At 73.4% G+C, this 21,869-nt stretch carries 17 protein-coding genes and 1 pseudogene; 8 read left to right on the forward strand and 10 right to left on the reverse strand.

All coding sequences use genetic code 11. The features are described from left to right. Positions 1-17: 17 nt before the first annotated feature. The 4 genes from BBH68_RS25785 to BBH68_RS25800 all read left to right on the forward strand — a co-directional run bounded on the left by BBH68_RS25785 (position 18) and on the right by BBH68_RS25800 (position 6,240). On the forward strand, positions 18-1,415 hold the full coding sequence (locus tag BBH68_RS25785) for a sialate:H+ symport family MFS transporter (protein ID WP_245738313.1): 1,398 nt from the start codon (positions 18-20) through the stop codon (positions 1,413-1,415). Between the two features lie 171 nt (positions 1,416-1,586). Continuing rightward, the gene (locus BBH68_RS25790) at positions 1,587-2,720 is read left to right on the forward strand and encodes a CaiB/BaiF CoA transferase family protein (RefSeq protein ID WP_174589096.1); all 1,134 of its coding nucleotides are present in this window, start codon (positions 1,587-1,589) and stop codon (positions 2,718-2,720) included. Between the two features lie 64 nt (positions 2,721-2,784). After that, positions 2,785-3,999 carry an acetyl-CoA C-acetyltransferase gene (locus BBH68_RS25795; protein ID WP_065965896.1) on the forward strand — a complete coding sequence of 405 codons (1,215 nt, stop codon included), beginning with the start codon at positions 2,785-2,787 and terminating at the stop codon, positions 3,997-3,999. A gap of 57 nt (positions 4,000-4,056) precedes the next feature. Continuing rightward, positions 4,057-6,240 carry a 3-hydroxyacyl-CoA dehydrogenase NAD-binding domain-containing protein gene (locus BBH68_RS25800; RefSeq protein WP_065965897.1) on the forward strand — a complete coding sequence of 728 codons (2,184 nt, stop codon included), beginning with the start codon at positions 4,057-4,059 and terminating at the stop codon, positions 6,238-6,240. Between the two features lie 13 nt (positions 6,241-6,253). Here the strand turns inward: BBH68_RS25800 and BBH68_RS25805 are convergent, their stop codons facing one another. Next, a complete protein-coding gene (locus BBH68_RS25805) occupies positions 6,254-7,042 on the reverse strand; it encodes a MerR family transcriptional regulator (protein WP_079151210.1) in 789 nt (262 codons plus the stop codon). A gap of 111 nt (positions 7,043-7,153) precedes the next feature. On the opposite strand from BBH68_RS25805, the pseudogene BBH68_RS43365 reads away from it, so the two are divergent. Further along, a pseudogene (locus tag BBH68_RS43365) lies at positions 7,154-7,276 on the forward strand (oxygenase MpaB family protein); the annotation flags it as partial. A 233-nt stretch (positions 7,277-7,509) separates the two neighbouring features. Here BBH68_RS43365 and BBH68_RS25810 read toward each other — a convergent pair. After that, a complete protein-coding gene (locus BBH68_RS25810) occupies positions 7,510-9,048 on the reverse strand; it encodes a M1 family metallopeptidase (protein ID WP_065965898.1) in 1,539 nt (512 codons plus the stop codon). A 196-nt stretch (positions 9,049-9,244) separates the two neighbouring features. Between BBH68_RS25810 and BBH68_RS25815 the strand changes: the two genes are divergently transcribed. Beyond that, positions 9,245-10,600 (forward strand): M14 family metallopeptidase, encoded by a 1,356-nt coding sequence (locus tag BBH68_RS25815; RefSeq protein WP_245738315.1) that lies wholly within the window; start codon positions 9,245-9,247, stop codon positions 10,598-10,600. Here BBH68_RS25815 and BBH68_RS25820 read toward each other — a convergent pair. Then, positions 10,587-11,543 carry an FAD-dependent oxidoreductase gene (locus tag BBH68_RS25820; RefSeq protein ID WP_065965899.1) on the reverse strand — a complete coding sequence of 319 codons (957 nt, stop codon included), beginning with the start codon at positions 11,541-11,543 and terminating at the stop codon, positions 10,587-10,589. The genes BBH68_RS25815 and BBH68_RS25820 overlap by 14 nt on opposite strands. A 221-nt stretch (positions 11,544-11,764) precedes the next feature. Between BBH68_RS25820 and BBH68_RS25825 the strand changes: the two genes are divergently transcribed. Next, a complete protein-coding gene (locus tag BBH68_RS25825; protein WP_065965900.1) occupies positions 11,765-13,402 on the forward strand; it encodes an ABC-F family ATP-binding cassette domain-containing protein in 1,638 nt (545 codons plus the stop codon). A 268-nt stretch (positions 13,403-13,670) separates the two neighbouring features. Here the strand turns inward: BBH68_RS25825 and BBH68_RS25830 are convergent, their stop codons facing one another. From BBH68_RS25830 to BBH68_RS25840, 4 genes are all read right to left on the reverse strand, one after another. Continuing rightward, positions 13,671-16,070 carry a Tex family protein gene (locus BBH68_RS25830; protein ID WP_065965919.1) on the reverse strand — a complete coding sequence of 800 codons (2,400 nt, stop codon included), beginning with the start codon at positions 16,068-16,070 and terminating at the stop codon, positions 13,671-13,673. A gap of 98 nt (positions 16,071-16,168) precedes the next feature. Then, positions 16,169-16,306, reverse strand: coding sequence for an LPFR motif small protein (locus BBH68_RS42115; RefSeq protein WP_281182494.1), 138 nt, complete (start codon positions 16,304-16,306; stop codon positions 16,169-16,171). A 212-nt stretch (positions 16,307-16,518) separates the two neighbouring features. Further along, entirely contained in the window at positions 16,519-17,382 is an 864-nt protein-coding gene (locus tag BBH68_RS25835; protein WP_065965901.1) for an SCO6745 family protein, read from the reverse strand. Between the two features lie 44 nt (positions 17,383-17,426). Further along, entirely contained in the window at positions 17,427-18,206 is a 780-nt protein-coding gene (locus BBH68_RS25840) for an enoyl-CoA hydratase/isomerase family protein (protein ID WP_065965902.1), read from the reverse strand. A gap of 210 nt (positions 18,207-18,416) precedes the next feature. Here BBH68_RS25840 and BBH68_RS25845 point away from each other — a divergent pair, with 210 nt between their 5' ends. Continuing rightward, positions 18,417-18,932 carry an ATP-binding protein gene (locus tag BBH68_RS25845; protein ID WP_065965903.1) on the forward strand — a complete coding sequence of 172 codons (516 nt, stop codon included), beginning with the start codon at positions 18,417-18,419 and terminating at the stop codon, positions 18,930-18,932. Here the strand turns inward: BBH68_RS25845 and idi are convergent. From idi to galE, 3 genes are all read right to left on the reverse strand, one after another. Further along, positions 18,907-19,527 (reverse strand): isopentenyl-diphosphate Delta-isomerase, encoded by a 621-nt coding sequence (gene idi / locus BBH68_RS25850; protein WP_065965920.1) that lies wholly within the window; start codon positions 19,525-19,527, stop codon positions 18,907-18,909. The two genes, BBH68_RS25845 and idi, sit on opposite strands and share 26 nt — an antisense overlap. A 56-nt stretch (positions 19,528-19,583) precedes the next feature. Then, on the reverse strand, positions 19,584-20,507 hold the full coding sequence (locus tag BBH68_RS25855; RefSeq protein WP_065965904.1) for a cation diffusion facilitator family transporter: 924 nt from the start codon (positions 20,505-20,507) through the stop codon (positions 19,584-19,586). A gap of 211 nt (positions 20,508-20,718) precedes the next feature. Beyond that, on the reverse strand, positions 20,719-21,705 hold the full coding sequence (galE, locus tag BBH68_RS25860) for a UDP-glucose 4-epimerase GalE (RefSeq protein ID WP_065965905.1): 987 nt from the start codon (positions 21,703-21,705) through the stop codon (positions 20,719-20,721). Between the last annotated feature and the right edge of the window lie 164 nt (positions 21,706-21,869).

The following is a 21,869-nucleotide window of genomic DNA, read 5'->3' on the forward strand; positions in this document are numbered from 1 at the left end:
CCCGGCAGTGGAAGGCGATGTTCGCCGCCTGGATCGGCTATCTGCTCGACGGCTTCGACTTCGTCCTGATCACGCTGGTCCTGACGGAGATAGCCGACGAGTTCGACCTGAGCGACGCCTCGGCCGCCGGCCTGGTCTCCGGGGCGTTCATCACCCGCTGGCTCGGCGGGGCGCTGCTCGGCGCGATGGGGGACCGCTACGGGCGCAAACCCGCCATGATCGCCAGCATTCTGCTCTACTCCCTGGGCACCTTCGCCTGCGGCTTCGCCTGGGACTACTTCAGCCTCTTCACCGCCCGGCTGCTGATCGGCATGGGGATGGCGGGGGAGTACAGCGCGAGCGCGACCTACGTCCTGGAGAGCTGGCCGGCCCGGGTGCGCAACCGCGCCTCCGGCTTTCTGATCTCCGGGTTCGCGGGCGGCTCGATCCTCGCCGCCGAGCTCTACAAGTGGGTGGTGCCCCACTGGGGCTGGCGCCCGCTGTTCTGGATCGGGGTCCTGCCGGTGATCGTGGCGCTGTGGGTGCGGCGCGCGCTCCCCGAGGCCGGGGACTGGAGCGCGACGGCGCGCGGCGAGGCGCGCCCGAACCCGTTCCGGCCGCTGTTCACCGGGCGCCGCCGGGCCTCGCTGAACACGGCGCTCGCCGTGGCCGCGAGCGCCGCGCTGTTCTGCGTCTTCACCCCGTTGGGCGAGGGGATGGTGTGGCCGCTGGCACTGCTCGCGGCGGGCTGTCTGTTCGCCTTCGCCGCCCAGCTCGGCGGGCGCCGCCGCTGGGTGGTGTACGTGGCGCTGATGTGCACCGTGTTCTGCGCCTTCCTCTACAGCTGGCCCATCCAGGCGCTGCTGCCCACCTACCTGAAGAAGGAGCTCGGCTACGACCCGGCCCAGGTCACGGACATGATGTTCTACGCCGGGTTCGGGACGATGGTCGGCTGCTGGCTCGCCGGGTTCATGGGCGACTGGCTGGGGACCCGGCGCGCCTACGCCTGGACCCTCCTGGCCTCACTCGCCTTCGTCTTCCCGGTCTTCGCGGTGCAGGACAGCCTGGTCGGGCTCGGGGTGCTGCTGTTCTTCCTGCTCGCCCTGAGCCAGGGGATCTCCGGGATCCTGCCCAAGTACATCGCGGGTCACTTCCCGACCGGCAGCCGGGCCGCGTCCCTCGGCTTCGTCTACAACACCGGGGCGCTCGGCGGGGCGGTGGCGCCGGTGCTGGGCGCCCACTTGGCGGAGGGCATGTCCCTCGGGCGGGCGCTCGCGGTGCTGACCTTCGGGCTCACCCTGCTGGTGATCGTGCTGGTCGGCGGCAATGTCCCACAGCGGCTCGGGCGGCTGTCCGACCCGGAAGGGCCCGATGACCACCTCGTGCCCGAGCGGCCGTTGTCGTCCCCTGCCGCTAGCGTGGAGAAGGCCGGCTGAGGGCCGGCGCCGCGCATGCGGCACCGCTGGTCAAACACCTGGTCGGAGCAGTGTTTCTGAGAGCCCGTCCGGTTTTCCACAGGCCCGCCCGGGGGCTTGTGGAATGCCGGGCGCCTTCTTAGCATCAGCGGTGTTACAGCGGTGGTGTCACACGGTTTGGGGATGGGCGGCATGGCGGCGACAGAGCACGGCCCGTTGACGGGGGTGCGGGTGGTGGAGCTCGCGGGGATCGGGCCCGGCCCGTTCGCCGCCATGCTCCTGGCCGACCTGGGCGCCGACGTCGTCCGCGTCGACCGGCCGGGCGGCACCGGCGGGCTGAAGGTCGACCCGGCGTACGACCTGGCCAACCGCAACAAGCGCTCCGTGCTGCTCGACCTCAAGACCGAGCCGGGCCGGGCGGCCGTGCTCGACCTCGCCGAGCGCGCCGACATCCTCCTCGAGGGATACCGCCCCGGCGTCGCCGAGCGCCTGGGCGTGGGCCCCGACGCCTGCCTGGCCCGCAACGCCCGCCTGGTCTACGGCCGGATGACCGGCTGGGGCCAGGAGGGCCCGCTCGCCGACCGTGCCGGCCACGACATCGCCTACATCGCCGTCACCGGCGCGCTCGGCATGATCGGCGCCTCGGACGGCCCGCCCCTCGCCCCCGCCAACCTCCTCGGGGACTACGCGGGCGGCGCGCTCTATCTGGTGATCGGCGTCCTCGCCGCCCTCCAGCACGCCCGCACCTCCGGCACCGGCCAGGTCGTCGACGCCGCGATCGTGGACGGCACCGCCCATCTGACGGCCGCGATCCACGGCATGATGGCGGCGGGCGGCTGGCAGGACCGGCGCGGCGCCAACCTCCTCGACGGCGGCTGCCCCTTCTACGGGACCTATGAGACCGCCGACGGCGGCTATATGGCCGTCGGCGCCCTCGAGCCCAAGTTCTACGCGGAGTTCACCGGGCTCCTCGGCATCGCGGAGGACGCCCCGGGCCGCCGCGACTTCGACCGCTGGGGCGAGCTGCGCTCCCTCATCGCCGACCGCTTCAAGCAGCGCACCCGCGAGGAGTGGACGGCGGTCTTCGCCTCGTCCGACGCCTGTGTCGCCCCCGTCCTCTCCCTCCGCGAGGCCCCCGCCCACCCCCACCTGGCCGCCCGCGCCACCTTCGTCGACCACGGCGGCATCACCCAGCCCGCCCCCGCGCCGCGGTTCTCCGCCACCCCGGGCGCGGTGCGCCGCCCGCCCGCCCGGCCGGGGGCCGACGCCGACGAGGTGGCCCGCGAGTGGGGCCTGCCGCCCTTCCCGCGGGAGGAGCCGTCGTGAGGCGCCGCACCGCCGCGGCCGTGCCGCGCTCCCTGCCGTCCCCCACCCCCGAAAGGCTGCTGTCGTGAGCACCGAAGCGTATGTGTACGAGGCCATCCGCACCCCGCGCGGGCGCGGCAAGCCCGACGGGGCCCTGCACGGCACCAAGCCGGTGGATCTCGTGGTGGGCCTCATCCACGAGATCCGGCGGCGCCTGCCCGGCCTGGACCCCGCGGCCGTCGACGACGTCGTGCTCGGCGTCGTCAGCCCGCTCGGGGACCAGGGCTCCGACATCGCCAAGATCGCCGCCATCGCCGCCGGGCTCCCCGAGACGGTCGCCGGCGTCCAGGAGAACCGCTTCTGTGCCTCCGGCCTCGAAGCCGTCAACCTGGCGGCGGCCAAGATCCGCTCCGGCTGGGAGGATCTGGTGCTGGCGGGCGGCGTCGAGTCGATGTCGCGGGTCAAGATGGGCTCCGACGGCGGCGCCTGGTTCGCCGACCCGATGACCAACTACGAGACCGGCTTCGTGCCCCAGGGCATCGGCGCGGACCTCATCGCCACCGTCGAGGGCTTCTCCCGCCACGACGTCGACTCGTTCGCCTCCCTCTCGCAGGAGCGCGCCGCCCAGGCGTGGAAGGAGGGCCGCTTCGACCGCTCCGTCGTCCCGGTCCGGGACCGCGCGGGCCTCACGGTCCTCGACCACGACGAGCACATCCGCCCGGGGACGACGCCCGAGTCCCTGGCCGGGCTGAGGCCCTCCTTCGCCACCATCGGCGCGGCGGGCGGGTTCGACGCCGTCGCGCTGCAGAAGTACCACTGGCTCGAGGCCATCGACCATGTCCACCACGCCGGAAACTCCTCCGGCATCGTGGACGGCGCGGCCCTGGTGGCCATCGGCAGCGCCGAGGTCGGCGAGCGCTACGGCCTCACTCCCCGCGCCCGTATCGTCTCCGCCGCCGTCTCCGGCGCCGACCCGACGATCATGCTCACCGGCCCCGCCCCCGCCACCCGCAAGGCGCTCGCCAAGGCCGGGCTGACCATCGACGACATCGACCTGGTCGAGATCAACGAGGCCTTCGCGGCCGTCGTGCTGCGTTTCGCCCGGGAGATGGGGCTCGGCCTCGAGAAGATCAATGTCAATGGCGGAGCGATCGCCATGGGGCATCCGCTCGGCGCGACCGGGGCGATGATCCTGGGCACCCTCATCGACGAGCTGGAGCGGCGCGGGCAGCGCTATGGGCTGGCCACGCTGTGCGTCGGCGGCGGCATGGGCATCGCCACGGTCGTCGAGCGCGTCTAGCGCGTCCAGCGCGCCTTGGCCGCCCGCCCCCACGACTTCCCAGGGAGACCGAAGAACATGACCAGCCCCACCGCCGAGTCCACCATCCGCTGGGAGCGCGGCGACGACGGCATCGTGACCCTCGTCCTGGACGACCCCCACCAGTCCGCCAACACCATGAACGCCGCCTTCGTCTCCTCCCTCACCGCGGTCGCCGACCGCCTCGAGGCCGAGCGGGAGTCGATCCGCGGCATCGTCGTCACCTCCGCCAAGAAGACCTTCTTCGCGGGCGGCGACCTCAAGGACATGATCAAGATCGGGCCGGAGGACGCCCAGCGGGCGTACGACACGAGCATGGAGGTCAAGCGCGGCCTGCGCCGCATCGAGACGCTCGGCAAGCCCGTCGTCGCCGCGATCAACGGCGCGGCCCTCGGCGGCGGCTTCGAGATCGCCCTCGCCTGCCACCACCGCGTGGCCCTCGACGCCCCCGGGTCGAAGATCGGCTGCCCCGAGGTCACCCTGGGGCTGCTGCCGGCCGGCGGCGGCGTGGCCCGTACGGTCCGGCTCCTCGGCGTCGCCGACGCGCTGCTCACGGTCCTGCTCGAGGGCCGGCAGTACTCCCCCCGGCGGGCGCTGGAGGCCGGCCTGGTCCACGAGGTCGCGGACTCCCCGGAGGAGATGCTGGCCAAGGCCCGCGCCTTCATCGACGCCCACCCCGAATCCCAGCAGCCCTGGGACGTCAAGGGCTACAAGATCCCCGGTGGCACCCCCGCCCACCCGAAGTTCGCCGCCGACCTCCCCGCCTACCCCGCGAATCTGAGGAAGCGGCTGGGCGGCGCCCCCTACCCGGCGCCGCGCAACATCCTGGCCGCCGCCGTCGAGGGGGCCCAGGTCGACTTCGAGACCGCGCAGATCATCGAGGCCCGCTACTTCGTGGAGCTGGTCACCGGCCAGACCGCCAAGAACATGATCCAGGCGTTCTTCTTCGATCTCCAGGCGGTCAACTCCGGCGCCGGCCGGCCCGAGGGCGTCGCGCCGCGGCAGGTCCGCAAGGTGGCTGTGCTGGGCGCCGGGATGATGGGCGCGGGCATCGCCTACTCCTGTGCCAAGGCGGGCATCGACGTGGTCCTGAAGGACGTGTCGGAGGAGGCCGCCGCCAAGGGCAAGGCCCATGCCCAGGGGCTGCTGGACGCGGCCGTCGCCAAGGGCCGTACGACCGAGGCCGAGCGGGACGCGCTGCTCGCCCGCATCGCCCCCACCGCCGACCCGGGCGACCTGGCCGGCTGTGACGCGGTCATCGAGGCGGTCTTCGAGGACCCGGCGCTCAAGCACAAGGTCTTCCAGGAGATCGAGGGCGTCGTCGCGCCCGACGCCCTGCTGTGCTCCAACACCTCCACGCTCCCCATCACCCTGCTCGCCGAGGGCGTCCAGCGCCCCGCCGACTTCATCGGCCTCCACTTCTTCTCGCCCGTCCACAGGATGCCGCTGGTGGAGATCATCAAGGGCGAGCGGACCGGCGACGAGGCCCTGGCCCGCGCCTTCGACCTGGTGCGGCAGATCCGCAAGACCCCGATCGTCGTCAATGACTCGCGCGGCTTCTTCACCTCGCGCGTCATCGGCCAGTTCATGAACGAGGGCGTGGCGATGGTGGGGGAGGGCGTCGATCCCGCCTCCGTCGAGCAGGCCGCCGCCCAGGCCGGCTACCCCGCCAAGGTGCTGGCGCTGATGGACGAGCTGACCCTGACCCTGCCGCGCAAGATCCGCGAGGAGACGCGGCGGGCCGTGGAGGAGGCGGGCGGCGCCTGGCAGGCGCACCCCGCCGACGCGGTCATCGACCGGATGGTCGAGGAGTTCGGGCGGCCGGGCCGCGCCCAGGGCGCCGGGTTCTACGCGTACGACGAGCGGACCGGCGAGCGGACCGGCCTGTGGCCCGGTCTGCGCGAACACTTCACCAAGCCCGATGTCGCCGTGCCCTTCGAGGACATGAAGGAGCGGATGCTCTTCTCCGAGGCGCTGGACACCGTCCGGCTCCTGGAGGAAGGCGTGCTGACGTCGGTCGCCGAGGCGAACATCGGCTCGATCCTGGGCATCGGCTTCCCCGGCTGGACCGGCGGCGTGCTGCAGTACATCAACGGCTACCGGGGCGGGCTGCCCGGCTTCGTCGCGCGCGCCCGGGAGCTCCAGGACAGGTACGGCGACCGCTTCGCGCCGCCGCGGCTGCTGCTGGACAAGGCAGCCAAGGGCGAGACGTTCACCGACTAGCCGGGACGGGGTCTCAGGCGCGGTGGGCGGCGTCCTCGCCCTCCGCCGCGTCCTGCCCGTACCAGCCGCGCAGCTCCCGCTTCATCGACCGCTGGAAGGCGATCACCAGCGCCTGCACCACCAGCGGCTGCATATGCGCCGACAGCGACTTCTTCGCCCTGACCCGCTCGGGGCCCGACGCGCCGGACCCGCCCTCCTGGTCGGGCCCCCACACCTCCTCGCGGAAGAGCCTGCTCAGCTCGCGGGCCGCGGACCGGGAGTGTTCGAGGACGACCGTATGGGCCGCCAGGATGGTCTCCAGCGCGATCGGCACATCGAGCAGCCGCATGCCCAGGTGCAGCACACCGGGGTCGATGCGGAAGACGTCCGGGTCGTCCGTGCGCTCCAGCACGTTCAGCGCGGCCAGCCGGTCGATGTCCTCCTCCGACAGCGGCCGTCCGGCCCGCCGCGTCAGCTGCTCCCGGGAGGCCTCCTCCGGCGCGTCGGGCGCCCAGGAGGCGACCAGGGCGCGGTGGATGGCCAGGTCGTCCGCGCTCAGGTCGGGCGGGAGCTGCCGCAGATAGCGTTCGATGGCGGACAGCGTCATGCCGTGGTGCTGGAGTTCCTCGATCAGCGCCAGGCGGGAGAGGTGCTCGGGCCCGTAGTGGCCGACCCGGCGCGGGCCGATCACCGGCGGCGGCAGCAGCCCCCGGGTCCCGTAGAAGCGCACCGTACGGACCGTCACCCCGGCGCGGGCCGCCAACTCGTCGACGGTGAGCGTCGGTTCCTCGGTGTCCGTGGTCGCCATGTCGGTGTTCGCCATGCGCCGCGCCTCGCTCTCCGCCCTGCTGCACGATCGGAATCCTCGGTCGGGTTCTCCAGTATTGCTGTCTCACCACTGGTGTGAAGCCCCTCGGCCGTCCCGCCGGGAACATACCGGCACTCCGTCTTCCGCACCGACCCGTGGGGGCGCGGCGAGCGCTCACTGCGCTCGGTGCAGCTGTGGGTGTACGGCGGGGAGCGGGCGGCGGCGGAGGGCCGCAGGCTGCGCGCGCTGCGCCCGCTTCGGCCGCGCCGTCCGGGTGCTGGTGCCGCTCCTTCCCGAGCGACCGCGCTACCTGCCCCTCGCCCGCGAGGCCCGCCGCACACAACGCACACAACGCACACAGCGAACGCAGCGGCGGCGCGCGGCCCGCGCCTGAGGGCCGCGCCCCGGCCCCCGAAGCGCGAAGGCTCCGGGGCCGGGGCACGGGACCGGGCACGGGGTGGGGGAGTGCCCCTGGGGGAGCGTCAGCGGCCCGCGCGGCCGTGGACGGTGTCCGTCGCGTGGATCGCCTTCCACGACTTCGGCCGCGCCACCGTCACCCCCGCACCGTCTCCCGCGTCCGCGTCAGCATCCGCGTCAGCATCCGCACCGATGCCCGCCGCCCGCGCGGCCGGCGCGCCCGGCTTGGACGCCGTGAACAGCCAGGTGTCGAAGAGTTCCCCGAGCGGCTTGCCGGAGACCTTCTCGGCGAACACCTCGAAGTCCCGCACCGACCACTTGCCGTAAGCCCGGTCCGTGGGCCACTTCCTGAGGATCGTGAAGAAGTCGTCGTCGCCCACCGTGTTCCGCAGCGCCTGCAGCGCGATCGCCCCACGGTCGTACACCGCCGCGTGGAACTGGTTGTCCGGCCCCGGATCCCCCGGCTTCACCGTCCAGAACGCGTCCTCGGCCGGGTGCTGCGCGTACGTGTAGTCCGCCAGCTCCTGCGCCGTGCCCTCACCCTCCTTCTCCGACCACAGCCACTGCGCGTAGCGCGCGAAGCCCTCGTTGACCCAGATGTCGCGCCAGTCCTTCAGCGAGACGCTGTCGCCGTACCACTGGTGGGCGAGCTCGTGGACCACCACCGAGACGTTCGAGCCGCTCGCGAACTGCCGGGGGCTGTAGAACGGGCGGGTCTGGGTCTCCAGCGCGTAGCTCGTGGGCACGTCGGGCACATAGCCGCCGAGCGCGTCGAAGGGGTACGGGCCGAAGACCCCGCTGAGCCAGTCCGCGACCTCGGCGCTCCGCTCGACGCTCGCCTTCGCCGCGCCCGCGCCCGCGCCCAGGTTCTTGCTGTACGCGTTGAGGACCGGCAGGCCGTTCTCGGTGGTGTCGGTGGTGATGTCGAACCTGCCGACCGCGAGGGTGGCCAGATAGGTGGCCTGCGGCTTGCCGGAGCGCCAGCTGTAACGCGTCCAGCCCAGCCGCGACGTGGTCGACACCAGCCTGCCGTTGCTGATCGCCTGCGTCCCGTCGGGCACCGCCACCGACACGTCGTAGGTGGCCTTGTCGAGCGGGTGGTCATTGCTCGGGAACCACCACCACGCCGCCTCCGGCTCGTTCGCCGCCACCCCGCCGTCCCGGGTGCGCAGCCAGGAGGTGAACCCGCCCACCTTCACCGCTGAGGGCGTGCCGCCGTACCGCACGACCACCGTGAAGGGGCGGCCCGAGGCGAGCGGGGCCGCCGGGGTGATCTCCAGCTCGTGGTCGCCCTTCGCCGCGAACGCCGCCTTCCTGCCGCCCACCAGCACCTCGCTCACATCGAGCGCGAAGTCGAGGTTGAAACGGGACAGGTCCTGGGTGGCGGTGGCCAGCACCGTCGCCGTGCCCTCCAGGCGGTCGGTGGCCGGCTGGTACTTCAGCCGCAGGTCGTAGTGGGAGACGTCGTACCCGCCGTTGCCGTAACCGGGGTAGTACGAGTCCCCGATCCCGGGCGCGCCCGGGGTGGCGTCGGCCGCCGAGGCCGGGACGGCCAGCAGCAGGCAGGCCGCGGCCGCGGTCGGGACGATGAGTCTGTGACGCACGGGTCCTCCAACTCGTCGGGCAGAACGATCAACGCAGACACTAGGTACTCGCGGCGGACCCCTCATGTCCATCACCGACCACGACACACGATCGACATCCGGCCGACATCCGTGGCCACGGTGACCTCACATACCTCGGAACGCCCTCTTCTCCCCACGAGTTGACTCGCGCTACGGTCCGCCCGTGCTGCTACGTATGCGGAAGCCCCGCCTCGACCCGGCCCCCACCGAGTTGCCCTCGATCCCCCGCATCCCGCTGATCCGCGCGGCCGCGGCCGGCGCCGTCGCGCTGCTGACCACGTCCGTCCTCACCGCGCCCGCCCGGGCGGAAACACCCGCGCCCCGTACCGGATTCGAGGCCAGCCAGGGCGCGCGCTGGACCACCCAGCCGGAGGAGGAGCGCTTCCTCGCCGCCGTCGACGCCGCGAGCGCGCGCGTCGCCGTCGACCGCATCGGCACCACCGCCCAGGGCCGCCCGCTGCGCCTGGTGCGCATCGGCGCGCCCGCCGCCCCGGCCCGCACCACGGACGGCAACACCCTGCTGCTCATCTGCTCCCAGCACGGCGACGAGCCGTCCGGCCGCGAGGCCTGCCTGTCCACCGTCCGCGACCTGGCCTACGCCAAGGACGCGCGGACCAAGCGCTTCCTGGAGCGCACCAACGTCCTGGTCATACCGACCGCCAACCCCGACGGCCGCGCCGCCGACACCCGCGGGAACTCCGAGGGCGTCGACATCAACCGCGACCACATCGCCCTCAAGACCGCGGAGGCCCGCGCCGCGGCGGCCGTCCTCCGCGACTGGCGGCCCGACACCGTCTACGACCTCCACGAGTACGGGGCCACCGTCCCGTACTACATGAAGGACCTGCTGGCCCTGTGGCCGCGCAACCTCAACACCGCGGACGCCGTGCACCAAGAGGCGCGCACGCTCTCCGACGCGTACGTCCGGCCGCGCGCCGAGCAGGCGGGCTTCGACACCGGCGTCTACGGCATCTGGACCGACCCCAAGACCGGCGACCCCGTCAAGCAGGTCGCGGGCGACGGGCAGGAGCGGATCCTGCGCAACACCGCCGGGGTCAAGAACTCCGTCGGCCTCCTCGTCGAAACCCGGGTCGACGCGCTCACCGACGCCGAGAAGGCCGACCCGGCGCTCAACAACCGACGCCGCGTGGGCTCCCAGCTCGCCGCGCTCGACGGGGCCTTCGACTTCGTGGACCAGCGCCGCGGGCGCATCGAGGCCGCCACCACCCGCGCCCGGCTGACCGGCTACGCCGACCGCGGCCCGGTCTACCTCGGCGGCGCCGACAACGACCCGGCGGGGGAGGACGAGATCCTCGCCGACCCGCCGTGCGGCTACCGGCTGGACGCCGAGCAGTACGCGCTGGTCAAGGACGAGCTCGCGCTGCACGGCGTCACGGTGCGCCCCCGGCACGGCGGCGCGGACGGCGCGTTCGTACCGCTGCGCCAGTCACTGCGCGCGCTGGTGCCGCTGCTCCTGGACGGCCGCGCCGCCTACCACCTGGCGGAGGGACAGCCCGTCAACCACTGCTGACCAGCAGCCCGGCGGCCTCCTCCGCACACCCCCACGAGACGGTGACGCCCGCGCCGCCGTGTCCGTAGTTGTGCACGAGGCGGCCGCCGGGCGCGGTCTCCGCCTCCAGCCGTACCCGTGACCGGGCCGGGCGCAGCCCCACCCGGTGCCCGATCACGCGCGCGTCCGCCAGCCCCGGGCGGACGCGCGCGCAGCGGGCCACGATGGCCTCGGCCGTCGCCGGATCCGGCGTCAGGTCCCAGACGCCCTCCCGGGCGGTGCCGCCGAGGATCACCCCGTACGGCTGGGGCAGCAGGTAGACGGTGTCGGCCGAGCCGGGGTCGGCGGCGACGAACCACTCGTCGAGGCCCGGGTCCTCCACGATCACCAGCTGGCCCTGCACGGGGTGCACCCCCGCGTCGGGCACCAGGTCGCGGGCGCCGAGGCCGGTGCAGTTGACGACGAGCGGCGCGGCCCCCGCGGCCTCGTCCAGACCGGCCACGGCGCGCCGCTCGACGGTGCCGCCCGCCGCCTCCAACCGCCGCCGCAGATAGTCCAGATACGTCACCATGTCGACCAGCGGAACGCGCGCCCGCAAACCGTGGTCCCAGCCCTCCGGCAGTTCCTCGCGGCGCGCCGGGCGCAGCCCCGGCACCTCGGCGGCCCACGGGCCGAGGTCCTCGGGGCCGGTGCCCGCCAGCGTCCCCTCGACCATCCGGACCCCGGTCTCCTCCGGCCGGGCCGCGAGCTCGGTCAGCACGCCCAGCGTGCGCAGGGACCAGGCGCCCACCTTCTCCTCGGGCTCCGCCCGATAGGGCCACCACAGCCCCCCGGCCACCGCCGACGTGGTGTCCCCGGCCGGGTCCCGGCTCCACACCGCCACCCGCACTCCGCGCTCGGCCAACGTGATGGCGCTGGTCAGGCCGATGACCCCGGCCCCGACGACTATCGCATCGCTCGTCATGCCCGGAGGTTACGCCCTGGCGCCCCGGACGCTCGGGCATGGGCGCGACGCCGCGTCCCGGGCAACGCCACCTTCAGGTCACCGGCACGTTCAGGTCACCGGCACCGTAAAGACGCGGTCCAGGGTGACACCCCTCAATGCCTCCCCTCCGCGGGCCCCGCCCCGCACGCGGAAAACCCCGCGACAGCGCCCTCACCCGTCCGGTTAGGATCGGCGCCCTGATGACTGCCACACTCGTCGCCAAAGACCTCGCCGCGGGACACGGTGACCGCACCCTCTTCTCCGGCCTCGACCTGGTCGTGGCGCCCGGGGAGGTGATCGGACTCGTCGGCGTCAACGGCGCCGGGAAGTCCACCCTCCTGCGGCTGCTGGCCGGCCTGACCGAACCCGAGCAGGGCGCCGTGCGGCTCAGCCCGCCCCACGCGACCGTGGGCCATCTGCCGCAGGAGCCCGAGCGGCGGCCGGGGGAGACCGTACGGGACTTCCTGGCCCGGCGCACCGGCGTGGCCGCCGCCCAGACCGCGCTCGACGCCGCCACCCAGGCGCTGGTCGACGGTGCGCCCGGTGCCGACGACACATACGCCACCGCCCTGGAGCGCTGGCTCGCGCTCGGCGCCGCCGACCTGGACGAGCGCGCGGACGAGGTCGCGACCTCGCTGGGGCTCGACGTGTCTCTGGACCGGCACATGACGGACCTGTCGGGCGGGCAGGCGGCGCGCGCCGGACTCGCCTCGCTGCTGCTCAGCCGCTACGACGTCTTCCTGCTCGACGAGCCGACGAACGACCTGGACCTGGACGGGCTGCAACGACTGGAGACCTTCGTGAACGGGCTGCGGGCCGGCACGGTGCTGGTCAGCCACGACCGCGAGTTCCTCGCCCGCACGGTCGACAGGGTCCTCGAACTCGACCTCGCCCAGCAGGAGGTGAACCTCTACGGCGGCGGCTACGCCTCCTACCTGGAGGAGCGCGAGACCGCCCGGCGCCACGCCCGCGAGCGCTACGAGGAGTACGCCAACACCCGCTCCGCCCTGGAGACACGGGCCCGCACCCAGCGCGCGTGGATGGAGAAGGGCGTCAAGAACGCCCGCCGCAAGGCCACCGACGGCGACAAGATCGGGCGCAACGCCCGGGTCGAGGCCACCGAGAAGCAGGCCGCCAAGGCGCGCCAGACCGACCGGATGATCGAGCGGCTCGAGGCGGTGGAGGAGCCGCGCAAGGAGTGGGAGCTGCGGATGGAGATCGCCGCCGCGCCGCGCTCGGGCGCGGTGGTGGCGACCCTGCGCGGCGCCCAGGTACGGCGCGGCGACTTCCGTTTCGGCCCCGTCGACCTCCAGATCGACTGGGCGGACCGGGTGGCCGTCACCGGGGCGAACGGCTCCGGCAAGTCCACGCTGCTGGCAGCCCTCCTCGGCCGCCTCCCGCTGGACGCGGGCGCGGCGGCGCTCGGTCCCGGGGTGGTCGTCGGCGAGATCGACCAGGCGCGCGCCCTGTTCTTCGGCGGCGAATCGCTGCTGGACGCCTTCGGCGCGGCGGTGCCGGAGACGCCGCCGGCGGAGGTGCGCACACTGCTGGCCAAGTTCGGCCTCAAGGCCGACCACGTGCTGCGGTCCGCGGCCACCCTCTCCCCGGGCGAACGCACCCGCGCGGCGCTCGCCCTTCTCCAGGCCCGGGGCGTCAACCTCCTGGTACTGGACGAACCCACCAACCACCTCGACCTGCCCGCCATCGAGCAGCTCGAGTCCGCGCTCGCCTCCTACACCGGCACGCTCCTCCTGGTCACCCACGACCGCCGCATGCTCGACGCGGTCCACACCACCCGCCGCCTCCACGTCACCGACGGCCAGGTCACCGAAGCCTGACCCACCCCCACACACGGGCGCCCGGCCCCGGAGGCGGCCCGGAGAAGCGCGTCTCACGTCGCCGCGGCACGAGGCGCCGCCCGCGCTGGGGAAGCCCGTCGCCGGGCCGTAGCCGTGCACTCCGGCGATCCCCCCCGGCCGCACCCCCGCCCCGCAGGGCGGCAGGGCGAGGCGGCGGGACCCCGCCGCCGCCCCCGCGCCGCCACGAGGCGCTGGGGGACGGCCGCGGGCCAGGGCGCGGGGCCGTGGGGGAACCGCGCCGGAGGCGCTACCGCTTTTTGGGGTCCAGCAGGCCCGCCCGCCGCAGTGCGTCCGCCATCGCGCCGTTGGCCGGGGCCGCGTCGCGGCCGCCGCCTGTGCCGCGCTGGCCACGGCCGCCACCCTGGCGCTGCTGGGGGGCGCCCCGGCGGCCGGCGCCGCGCGGGGCGCGGCCGTCCTGGTCGGAACGGTCGCGCCCGCGATCCCGGCCGCCGCCGGGTCCCGAGCCCGCGCCCGCCTCGTCGTCCAGCCGGAGCGTCAGCGAGATCCGCTTGCGCGGGATGTCCACGTCGAGGACCTTCACCCGCACGATGTCGCCCGGCTTCACCACGTCCCGCGGGTCCTTGACGAACGTCTTCGACATCGCGGAGACATGGACCAGGCCGTCCTGGTGCACACCGACGTCGACGAAGGCCCCGAACGCGGCCACGTTGGTGACGACGCCCTCCAGGATCATCCCCGCCGTGAGGTCGCCGATCTTCTCGACGCCCTCCTTGAAGGTCGCGGTCTTGAACGCGGGCCGCGGGTCGCGGCCGGGCTTCTCGAGCTCCTTGAGGATGTCGGTGACCGTGGGCAGACCGAAGGTGTCGTCGACGAACTCCTGCGGCTTGAGCCTGCGCAGTACAGCCGTGTTGCCGATGAGGGACGCCACGTCGTCGCCCGCGGAGGCGGCCATCGCCCGCACCACGGGATACGCCTCCGGGTGCACGCTGGAGGCGTCCAGCGGGTCGTCGCCGCCGCGGATGCGCAGGAAGCCCGCGCACTGCTCGTAGGCCTTGGGGCCGAGCCGGGGCACGTCCTTGAGGGCCTTGCGGCTGCGGAAGGGGCCGTGGGCGTCGCGGTGGGCGACGATGTTCTCCGCGAGGCCGCTGCCGATGCCGGAGACCCGGCTGAGGAGCGGGGCGGAGGCGGTGTTGACGTCGACGCCGACGCCGTTGACGCAGTCCTCGACGACCGCGTCGAGCGAGCGGGAGAGCTTCACCTCGGACAGGTCGTGCTGGTACTGGCCGACGCCGATCGACTTCGGATCGATCTTGACCAGCTCGGCGAGCGGGTCCTGGAGCCGCCGCGCGATGGACACGGCCCCGCGCAGCGAGACGTCAAGACCGGGCAGCTCCTGGGAGGCGAAGGCCGACGCGGAGTACACGGAGGCCCCGGCCTCGGAGACCATCACCTTGGTGAGCTTCAGCTCGGGGTGCTTGTCGCACAGCTCACCCGCCAGTTTGTCGGTCTCGCGGGACGCCGTGCCGTTTCCGATCGCGATGAGCTCGACGTCGTGCTCGCGCGCCAGCCGCGCCAGCTTGGCGAGGGAGTCGTCCCACTTGTTGTGCGGGACGTGCGGATAGATCGTGTCGGTCGCGGCCACCTTGCCGGTCGCGTCGACGACGGCGACCTTCACGCCCGTACGGAAGCCGGGGTCCAGCCCCATCGTGGCGCGGGTGCCGGCCGGGGCGGCGAGGAGGAGGTCGCGCAGATTGGCGGCGAAGACGCGCACCGCCTCGTCCTCGGCGGCCTGCCGCAGCCGCAGCCGCAGGTCGATGCCCAGGTGCACCAGGATCCGGGTGCGCCAGGCCCAGCGGACCGTGTCGGCCAGCCACTTGTCGGCGGGGCGGCCCCGGTCGGCGATGCCGAAGCGCTGGGCGATGCTGCGCTCGTACGAGGTGGGGCCGGCCTCCGCGGAGGGCTCCTCCGGCTCCAGCGTGAGCTCGAGGACCTCCTCCTTCTCGCCCCGGAACATCGCCAGTACCCGGTGCGAGGGCAGCTCCGTGAACGGCTCGGCGAAGTCGAAGTAGTCGGCGAACTTCGCGCCCGCCTCCTCCTTGCCGTCCCGCACCTTGGTGGCCACCCGCCCGCGCGTCCACATGCGCTCGCGCAGCTCGCCGATGAGGTCCGCGTCCTCGCTGAACCGCTCGGTGAGGATGGCCCGCGCGCCCTCCAGCGCGGCGACGGGGTCCGCGACCCCCTTGTCGGCGTCGACGAAGGCCGCCGCGGCGGCCAGCGGCTCCACCGAGGGGTCGCCGAGCAGCCCCTCGGCCAGCGGCTCGAGACCCGCCTCCCGCGCGATCTGGGCCTTGGTGCGGCGCTTCGGCTTGTAGGGGAGGTAGATGTCCTCCAGCCGGGCCTTGGAGTCCGCGGCGAGGATCTGCGCCTCGAGGGCCTCGTCGAGCTTCCCCTGGGACCTGATCGACTCCAGGACCGCGGCGCGCCGCTCCTCCAGCTCCCGCAGATAGCGCAGCCGCTCCTCGAGGGAGCGCAGCTGCGCGTCGTCGAGCATCTCGGTCGCTTCCTTGCGGTAGCGCGCGATGAACGGCACGGTTGAGCCGCCGTCGAGCAGCTCGACGGCGGCCCTCACCTGCCGCTCCCGTACGCCGAGCTCCTCGGCGATCCTGCCTTCGATGGACGTCGTCACGATCACGCTCCGCTTTCTGTCTGCGCTGCGATCTGCATTGTGGCAGGTGGCGCTGACACAGCGGGCGCGACCGGCGCGTCCCGGCACGGGGCGGGTGATCAGACGTGCCTGCGGCGGCCCGCGCCCGTCCGCGAGGCCCCGCCGAAGAGGCGGGCGAGAGCGCGGAAGGGGAGCGTCACCACGGAGGCGAGCGTCGACCCGATGGCGCGGAGAACATCGGCGATGGCACGGAACACAAGGGCCTCCTCACGGTCGGTCTGGTCCGTTTCATCCACGGGGCATGAATCCCACTGGCATGACCGGCAGCCGTCGCCGGGCGCCGTACGCAGCGCGGGGCACGGGCACTCGCCGGCGTGCGCGGCGCGCGGTTGAGCGCCCTGGTGAGGCGGCCGATCGCGCTCCACATCCGGGTACCCACCGCACCGTGGGCAAACCTGGCCGCCGCCGCTCAGCGCTTGCCGATGAGGTCCGCGGGGAACGCCCCCGCCTCCATCGCCGCCTTGGTGAAGGCGCCGGCCAGCTCGGTCAGCCGCGCCACGCCGGCCGCCCCGAGATGCTCGTAGGGGGCCTGGTCCAGCCGGTCGGTCTCGTCCTCGATGGCCTTGCGCAGGTCCGTGCCCGCCTGCGTCAACTCCCCGTCGGCGGCGAGCAGTCCGCGCTCCCGCAGCCGCTCCCGCGCCGCCTCCCACTCCTCGGCCGACCAACCCCGGGTCCGCAGGATCCACTTCGGGGACATGCCCTTGCCGCTCGCCGTATGGCTGGCCAGCGCCTCGACGGGGTCGAGCCCGGCGCTCACGAGGGTCATCAGATGTCCGTCGCCGCGGTGCTCGCGCAGGAGCGTCGCGGCGTGCCAGTAGGCCAGGTGCGGGGCTTCGGGGACGGGAAGGTCGGCGTGCGCGGCGTACAGGGGGCGGGCGGCGCGGGAACACGCCTCGGTGGCGCGCAGCGCCAGCTCCGCGGCCTCGGCCATCTCCTTGGAGGAGAGCGCGTCGTCGCCGAGCAGCCGCCGCAGCACACTGTCGGCCGCGCGCAGCCGGGCCTCCAGCGCGGCCTCGGGGGAGATGACCTCCCAGGCGGCGGGGAGGTGGCGGGCGACCAGGTCGTGCTTGAAGTTGTAGAAGGTGGCGGTGACGGTCCCGGCGCCGACCCGGCCGAACGCCGCGGCGCGGCTGACGAAGTAGTCGGCGCCCCGGTCCGGCAGCCCCAGCCGCTCGAACTCGCGCGCGATGTCCGGGGCGAAGTACACGGTCGAGTGGAGGGGGTTGACGACGGCGTGGCAGCGCCGTGCGGCACGTGCGGGGAGTGAGGTCATGGCCGCATGTTACTTACTGGTAAGGAGTGTGTCCCGGGCCCGGCCTACGCGGGGGTACCGGCGTCCGCCGGCTCCTGGGGGCTCCAGCGGAAGCGCGGGGGGCGCCGTTCGAGGAAGGCCGCGACGCCCTCCGCGGCCTCGCCGCTGTCGCGCATCTGGTCCCGCCAGTACTCCAGGCGCGCCGGATCGACGGGCCCGGCCGTGAACTCCTTGGCCGCCGCCTGGGTGAGCGCCGAGCGGGACACCAGGATCCGCGTGAACTCCGCCACCCGGTCCGCCAGCCCGCCCGGGGGCAGCACCTCGTCCACGAGCCCGGTCCGCAGGGCCCGCTCGGTGCCGATCAGCTCGCCGGACAGCAGCAGGTATTTGGCGGTGGCCGGCCCGACCAGCTCCATCAGCCGCCGGGTGGAGCCGGGCGCGTACACGATCCCGAGCCTGGCCGGGGTGACGCCGAAGCGGGCCCCCTGCTCGGCGAAACGCAGGTCGCAGGCAGCGGCCAGCTGGCAGCCGCCGCCCACACAGGAGCCGCGCACCGCGGCGAGCGTCGGCCTGGGGAAACGGGCCAGGGCCTCCTCGGCGGGCAGCGCGAGCGCGGTGGTCTCCTCGTAGGTCGCGCCCAGCGCGCCGATGTCCGCGCCCGCGCTGAAGGTGTCCCCCTCGCCCGTGAGCACCAGTGCCCGTACGGCGGGGTCGGCGGCGAGCCGCTCCAGCAGCGGGGGCAGTGCGCGCCACATGCCGGGGGTCAGCGCGTTGCGCTTGCCGGGGTTGTGGATCACGACGGTCGCTATGCCGTCGGTGACGTGGTGCTGCAGGCAGGGGTCCATGGGGCGGATCGTATCCGGGCCGTTCAAGTGACTGTCCGCATCGTCGGAAGCAAGCCGGGCAGGAACAGTCGAGCGAGTGACCCTGGCATACGCACGCGGTCAAAAGACGTCGATAGGCAGCGACTTGTGCTCAGTTACCCGGTCCGTACCAACGCGTTCCCAACACTCGATGACCAGTGGTCGAGCTGTTGCGATGGGTGGGGATCGGACATGGAGATCGTCGGGAGCGTCCCTCCTGAGCCGGGAGCGGCCCCGCCCCGCGGGCAGGCCGCGTACGAGGGCGTCTGGCGCTTCGCCGCCCCCGCCCTGGACTCCTCGGTCCCCCGGGCCCGCCACGCGGTCCGGGACCTGCTGGCCCACCAGCGGGTGCCCGCCCCCGACGATCTCGTGCAGAACCTGCTGCTGATCGTCTCCGAACTGGTCACCAACGCCGTGCGGCACGCGGCGCTGCTCTCCCCGGAGATCGCCGTGGAGGTGTCCATCGGCCCGGACTGGGTGCGGGTCGCGGTCGAGGACAACCACCCCTACCGGCCCAAGGCGCTGGCCGCCGACCAGGGCCGCACCGGAGGGCGAGGGCTGTTACTGGTGCAGACGATCGCCGAGGAGACGGGCGGCGTCTATGACGTCCAGCACACCGCGAGCGGCGGCAAGGTGGTCTGGGTCGCGCTGCCGCTCGCGGCCGCCCGGGCGGCGCTGACCGCTACCAGCCTGCCGCCGATCCGGTGATCTCCCGGATCGCCGGCCGGGCCGCGTCCAGCACGGTCAGGAACCAGGCCGAGAAGGGATTCCCCTCCAGCAGCCCGGCCAGCTCCGCGGGGGAGACGAAGGCGATCTCGCCGATCTCCTCCGGGTCCGGCTCCGGCTTGCCGCGCACCAGCCCCGCGAAGAGGTGGTTGTACTCCTGCTCCACCAGGCCCGACGCCGGATCCGGGTGGTTGTAGCGCACCGTGCCCGCCTCGCGCAGCAGCGCGGGCGCCACCCCCAGCTCCTCGGCGGTGCGCCGGGTCGCGGCCACGAACGGCGGCTCGCCGGGGTAGGGGTGGCCGCAGCAGGTGTTCGACCACACGCCGGGGGAGTGGTACTTCCCCAGGGCCCGGCGCTGGAGCAGCAGCCGCCCGTCGTCGTCGAAGAGGAAGACGGAGAAGGCCCGGTGCAGCCGACCGGGGGCGAGGTGGGCGGAGAGCTTCTCCGCGGTGCCGATGGTCACCCCGTCCTCGTCGACCAGCTCCAGCATGATCGGTTCCGTGGAACCGGCTTCCGCGCCCGGCGCGGAGGGCCTGGCGGTGTCGGTGGTGCGGCCGTTGGCGGGTGTGATTGGCATGACCATCCTCATCGTTTGTCTCGGCCCCTTCAAGTCTGCCGCACCGGCGCCATGTGTCAGTGGCAAAGTTTGGCTTCGTGCTCAGCATGTCCACCCGGCTCCAACTGGAACGTGCAGTGAGCCACGTCGAAGTGATCCCCCAGACAACCCTGCAACTCGTGCAGCAGCCGCTCATGGCCGACCGAGTCCAGCACCCGCCTGCCGACCACCACGTGCGCGGAGAGCACCGGCATCCCCGAGGTGATGGTCCACACATGGAGATCGTGCAGGCCCTCCACACCGGGGAGGGCCAGGATGTGGGCCCGTACCTGGTCCATGTCCACGTTCCGCGGCGCCGCCTCCAGCAGGACGTTCAGCGTGTCCCGCAGCAGCCGGTACGTCCGCGGCACGATCATCAGGCCGATCAGCAGGGACGCGATCGGGTCGGCCGCCCGCCAGCCGGTGGCCACGATGATCCCCGCCGAGACGAGGACCGCGACCGACCCCAGCGCGTCCGCCAGCACCTCCAGGAACGCTCCGCGCACATTCAGGCTGTCCCGCTGGCCGCCCCTGAGCATCGCCAGCGACACCATGTTCGCGGCCAGGCCGACGGCGGCGAAGAGGAACGTCAGCCCGCCCTGGGTGGCGGCCGGGGTGATCAGCCGCAGCACCGCCTCGTACAGGATGTAGCCCCCCACGCCGAGCAGCAGCAGACAGTTCGCCAGCGCCGCCAGGATCTCGGCCCGCGCGTAGCCGTAGGTGCGCCGCGGGCTCGGCGGGCGGTTCGCGAAGTGGATCGCCAGCAGCGCCATGGCGAGCCCGAGGGCGTCGGTCGCCATGTGGCCGGCGTCCGCGAGCAGCGCGAGCGAGTCGGCGAGCACCCCGCCGACCACCTCCACGGCCGTCACCGCGAGCGTGATGCCGAGGGCGGCCCGCAGCCGCCACCGGTGCGCGGCGCCCGCCGTGCCGAGGCCACCGCCGTGGTCGTGGCCTGCGCCCATGTACGGCCTCCTCCCGCGCGCCGTCGGGCCGGGCGCGCCTGCCTTACGGCCCAGTGAACTACGGCCGCCCCCGGCGGCGCGGTCAGCCGCGCCGCGCTCGGGTGGGCCGCAGCCGCCTCGGGCCGGCCGCGCCCACCCGAGACCGTGGGGCAGGAGGTCCCGCCGCGCAGGGCCGAGGCCGTGCGGCGGGAGGGCCGCCGTGCCGGGCTCCCTACCGCCGCACGGCCTCCGGGTGGTTCAGGCACCAGCCCGCCCAGGCCGACCGCACCATCTCCTCCACCCCGTGCCGCGCGCTCCAGCCCAGCTCCTTGGCGATCAGCTCGGCCGAGCCCACCACCCGGGCCGGGTCGCCCGGGCGCCGGGCCTCGACCACCGGGGCGAGCTCCGGGCGGCCGGTGACCTCGCCGATCAGCCGCGCCATCTCGCGCACCGACACCCCCCGGCCGGTGCCGATGTTCACCGTCAGATCGCCGCCCCCCGGACGCTCGGCCAGCCGGCGGGCCACGGCGAGGTGGGCGGAGGCCAGGTCCTCGACATGGATGTAGTCGCGCACGCAGGAACCGTCCGGCGTCGGATAGTCGTCGCCGAAGATCCGGGGCGCCTCGCCGTGGGTGATCCGCTCGAACATCATCGGGATGATGTTGGACACCCCGGTGTCGGACAGCTCGGGGCGGGTGGCGCCCGCCACATTGAAGTAGCGCAGACAGGCCGTGGAGATCGAATGAGCCGCTCCGGTGGCTCTGACCAGCCACTCTCCGGCCAGCTTGGTCTCCCCGTACGGATTCATCGGATGGCACGGGGTGTCCTCGGTGACGAGTTCCACATCCGGCATCCCGTAGACGGCGGCGGAGGAGGAGAAGAGGAAGCTCCCGATCCCGGCCTCGACCACCGCCTCCAGCAGCACCGTCAGGCCGTGCACGTTCTCGCGGTAGTAGCGCAGCGGCTGCTCGACGGACTCCGCGACCTGCTTCTTCGCCGCCAGGTGCACCACCCCGGTCACGCCGAGGTCGGCGAAGGCGCGGTCCAGCAGCTCGCGGTCGAGCATGGAGCCGGCCACCAGCGGGACGCCGTCCGGCAGGCGCTCGGGGCGGCCGCTGGACAGGTCGTCGAGCACGGCGACGCGCTCCCCGGCCTCGGCCATGACCCGTACGACATGCGACCCGATATATCCGGCACCACCTGTGATCAGCCACGTCATGACCGCACCCTATCCACAGCCGGGGCGGGCGGCCGTTTGTCGCGGGGAGCCGCCATCCACCATGATGATCGCGGCAGTGGAAGCCATCGTTCCCGCGATCGGGTGATGAATGTGCGGTGAACGGACGCTTCCTTCCATCCGATAGCCTCTGCCGACGTGCCGCC

Source organism: Streptomyces sparsogenes (assembly GCF_001704635.1).
GTDB lineage: Bacteria > Actinomycetota > Actinomycetes > Streptomycetales > Streptomycetaceae > Streptomyces > Streptomyces sparsogenes.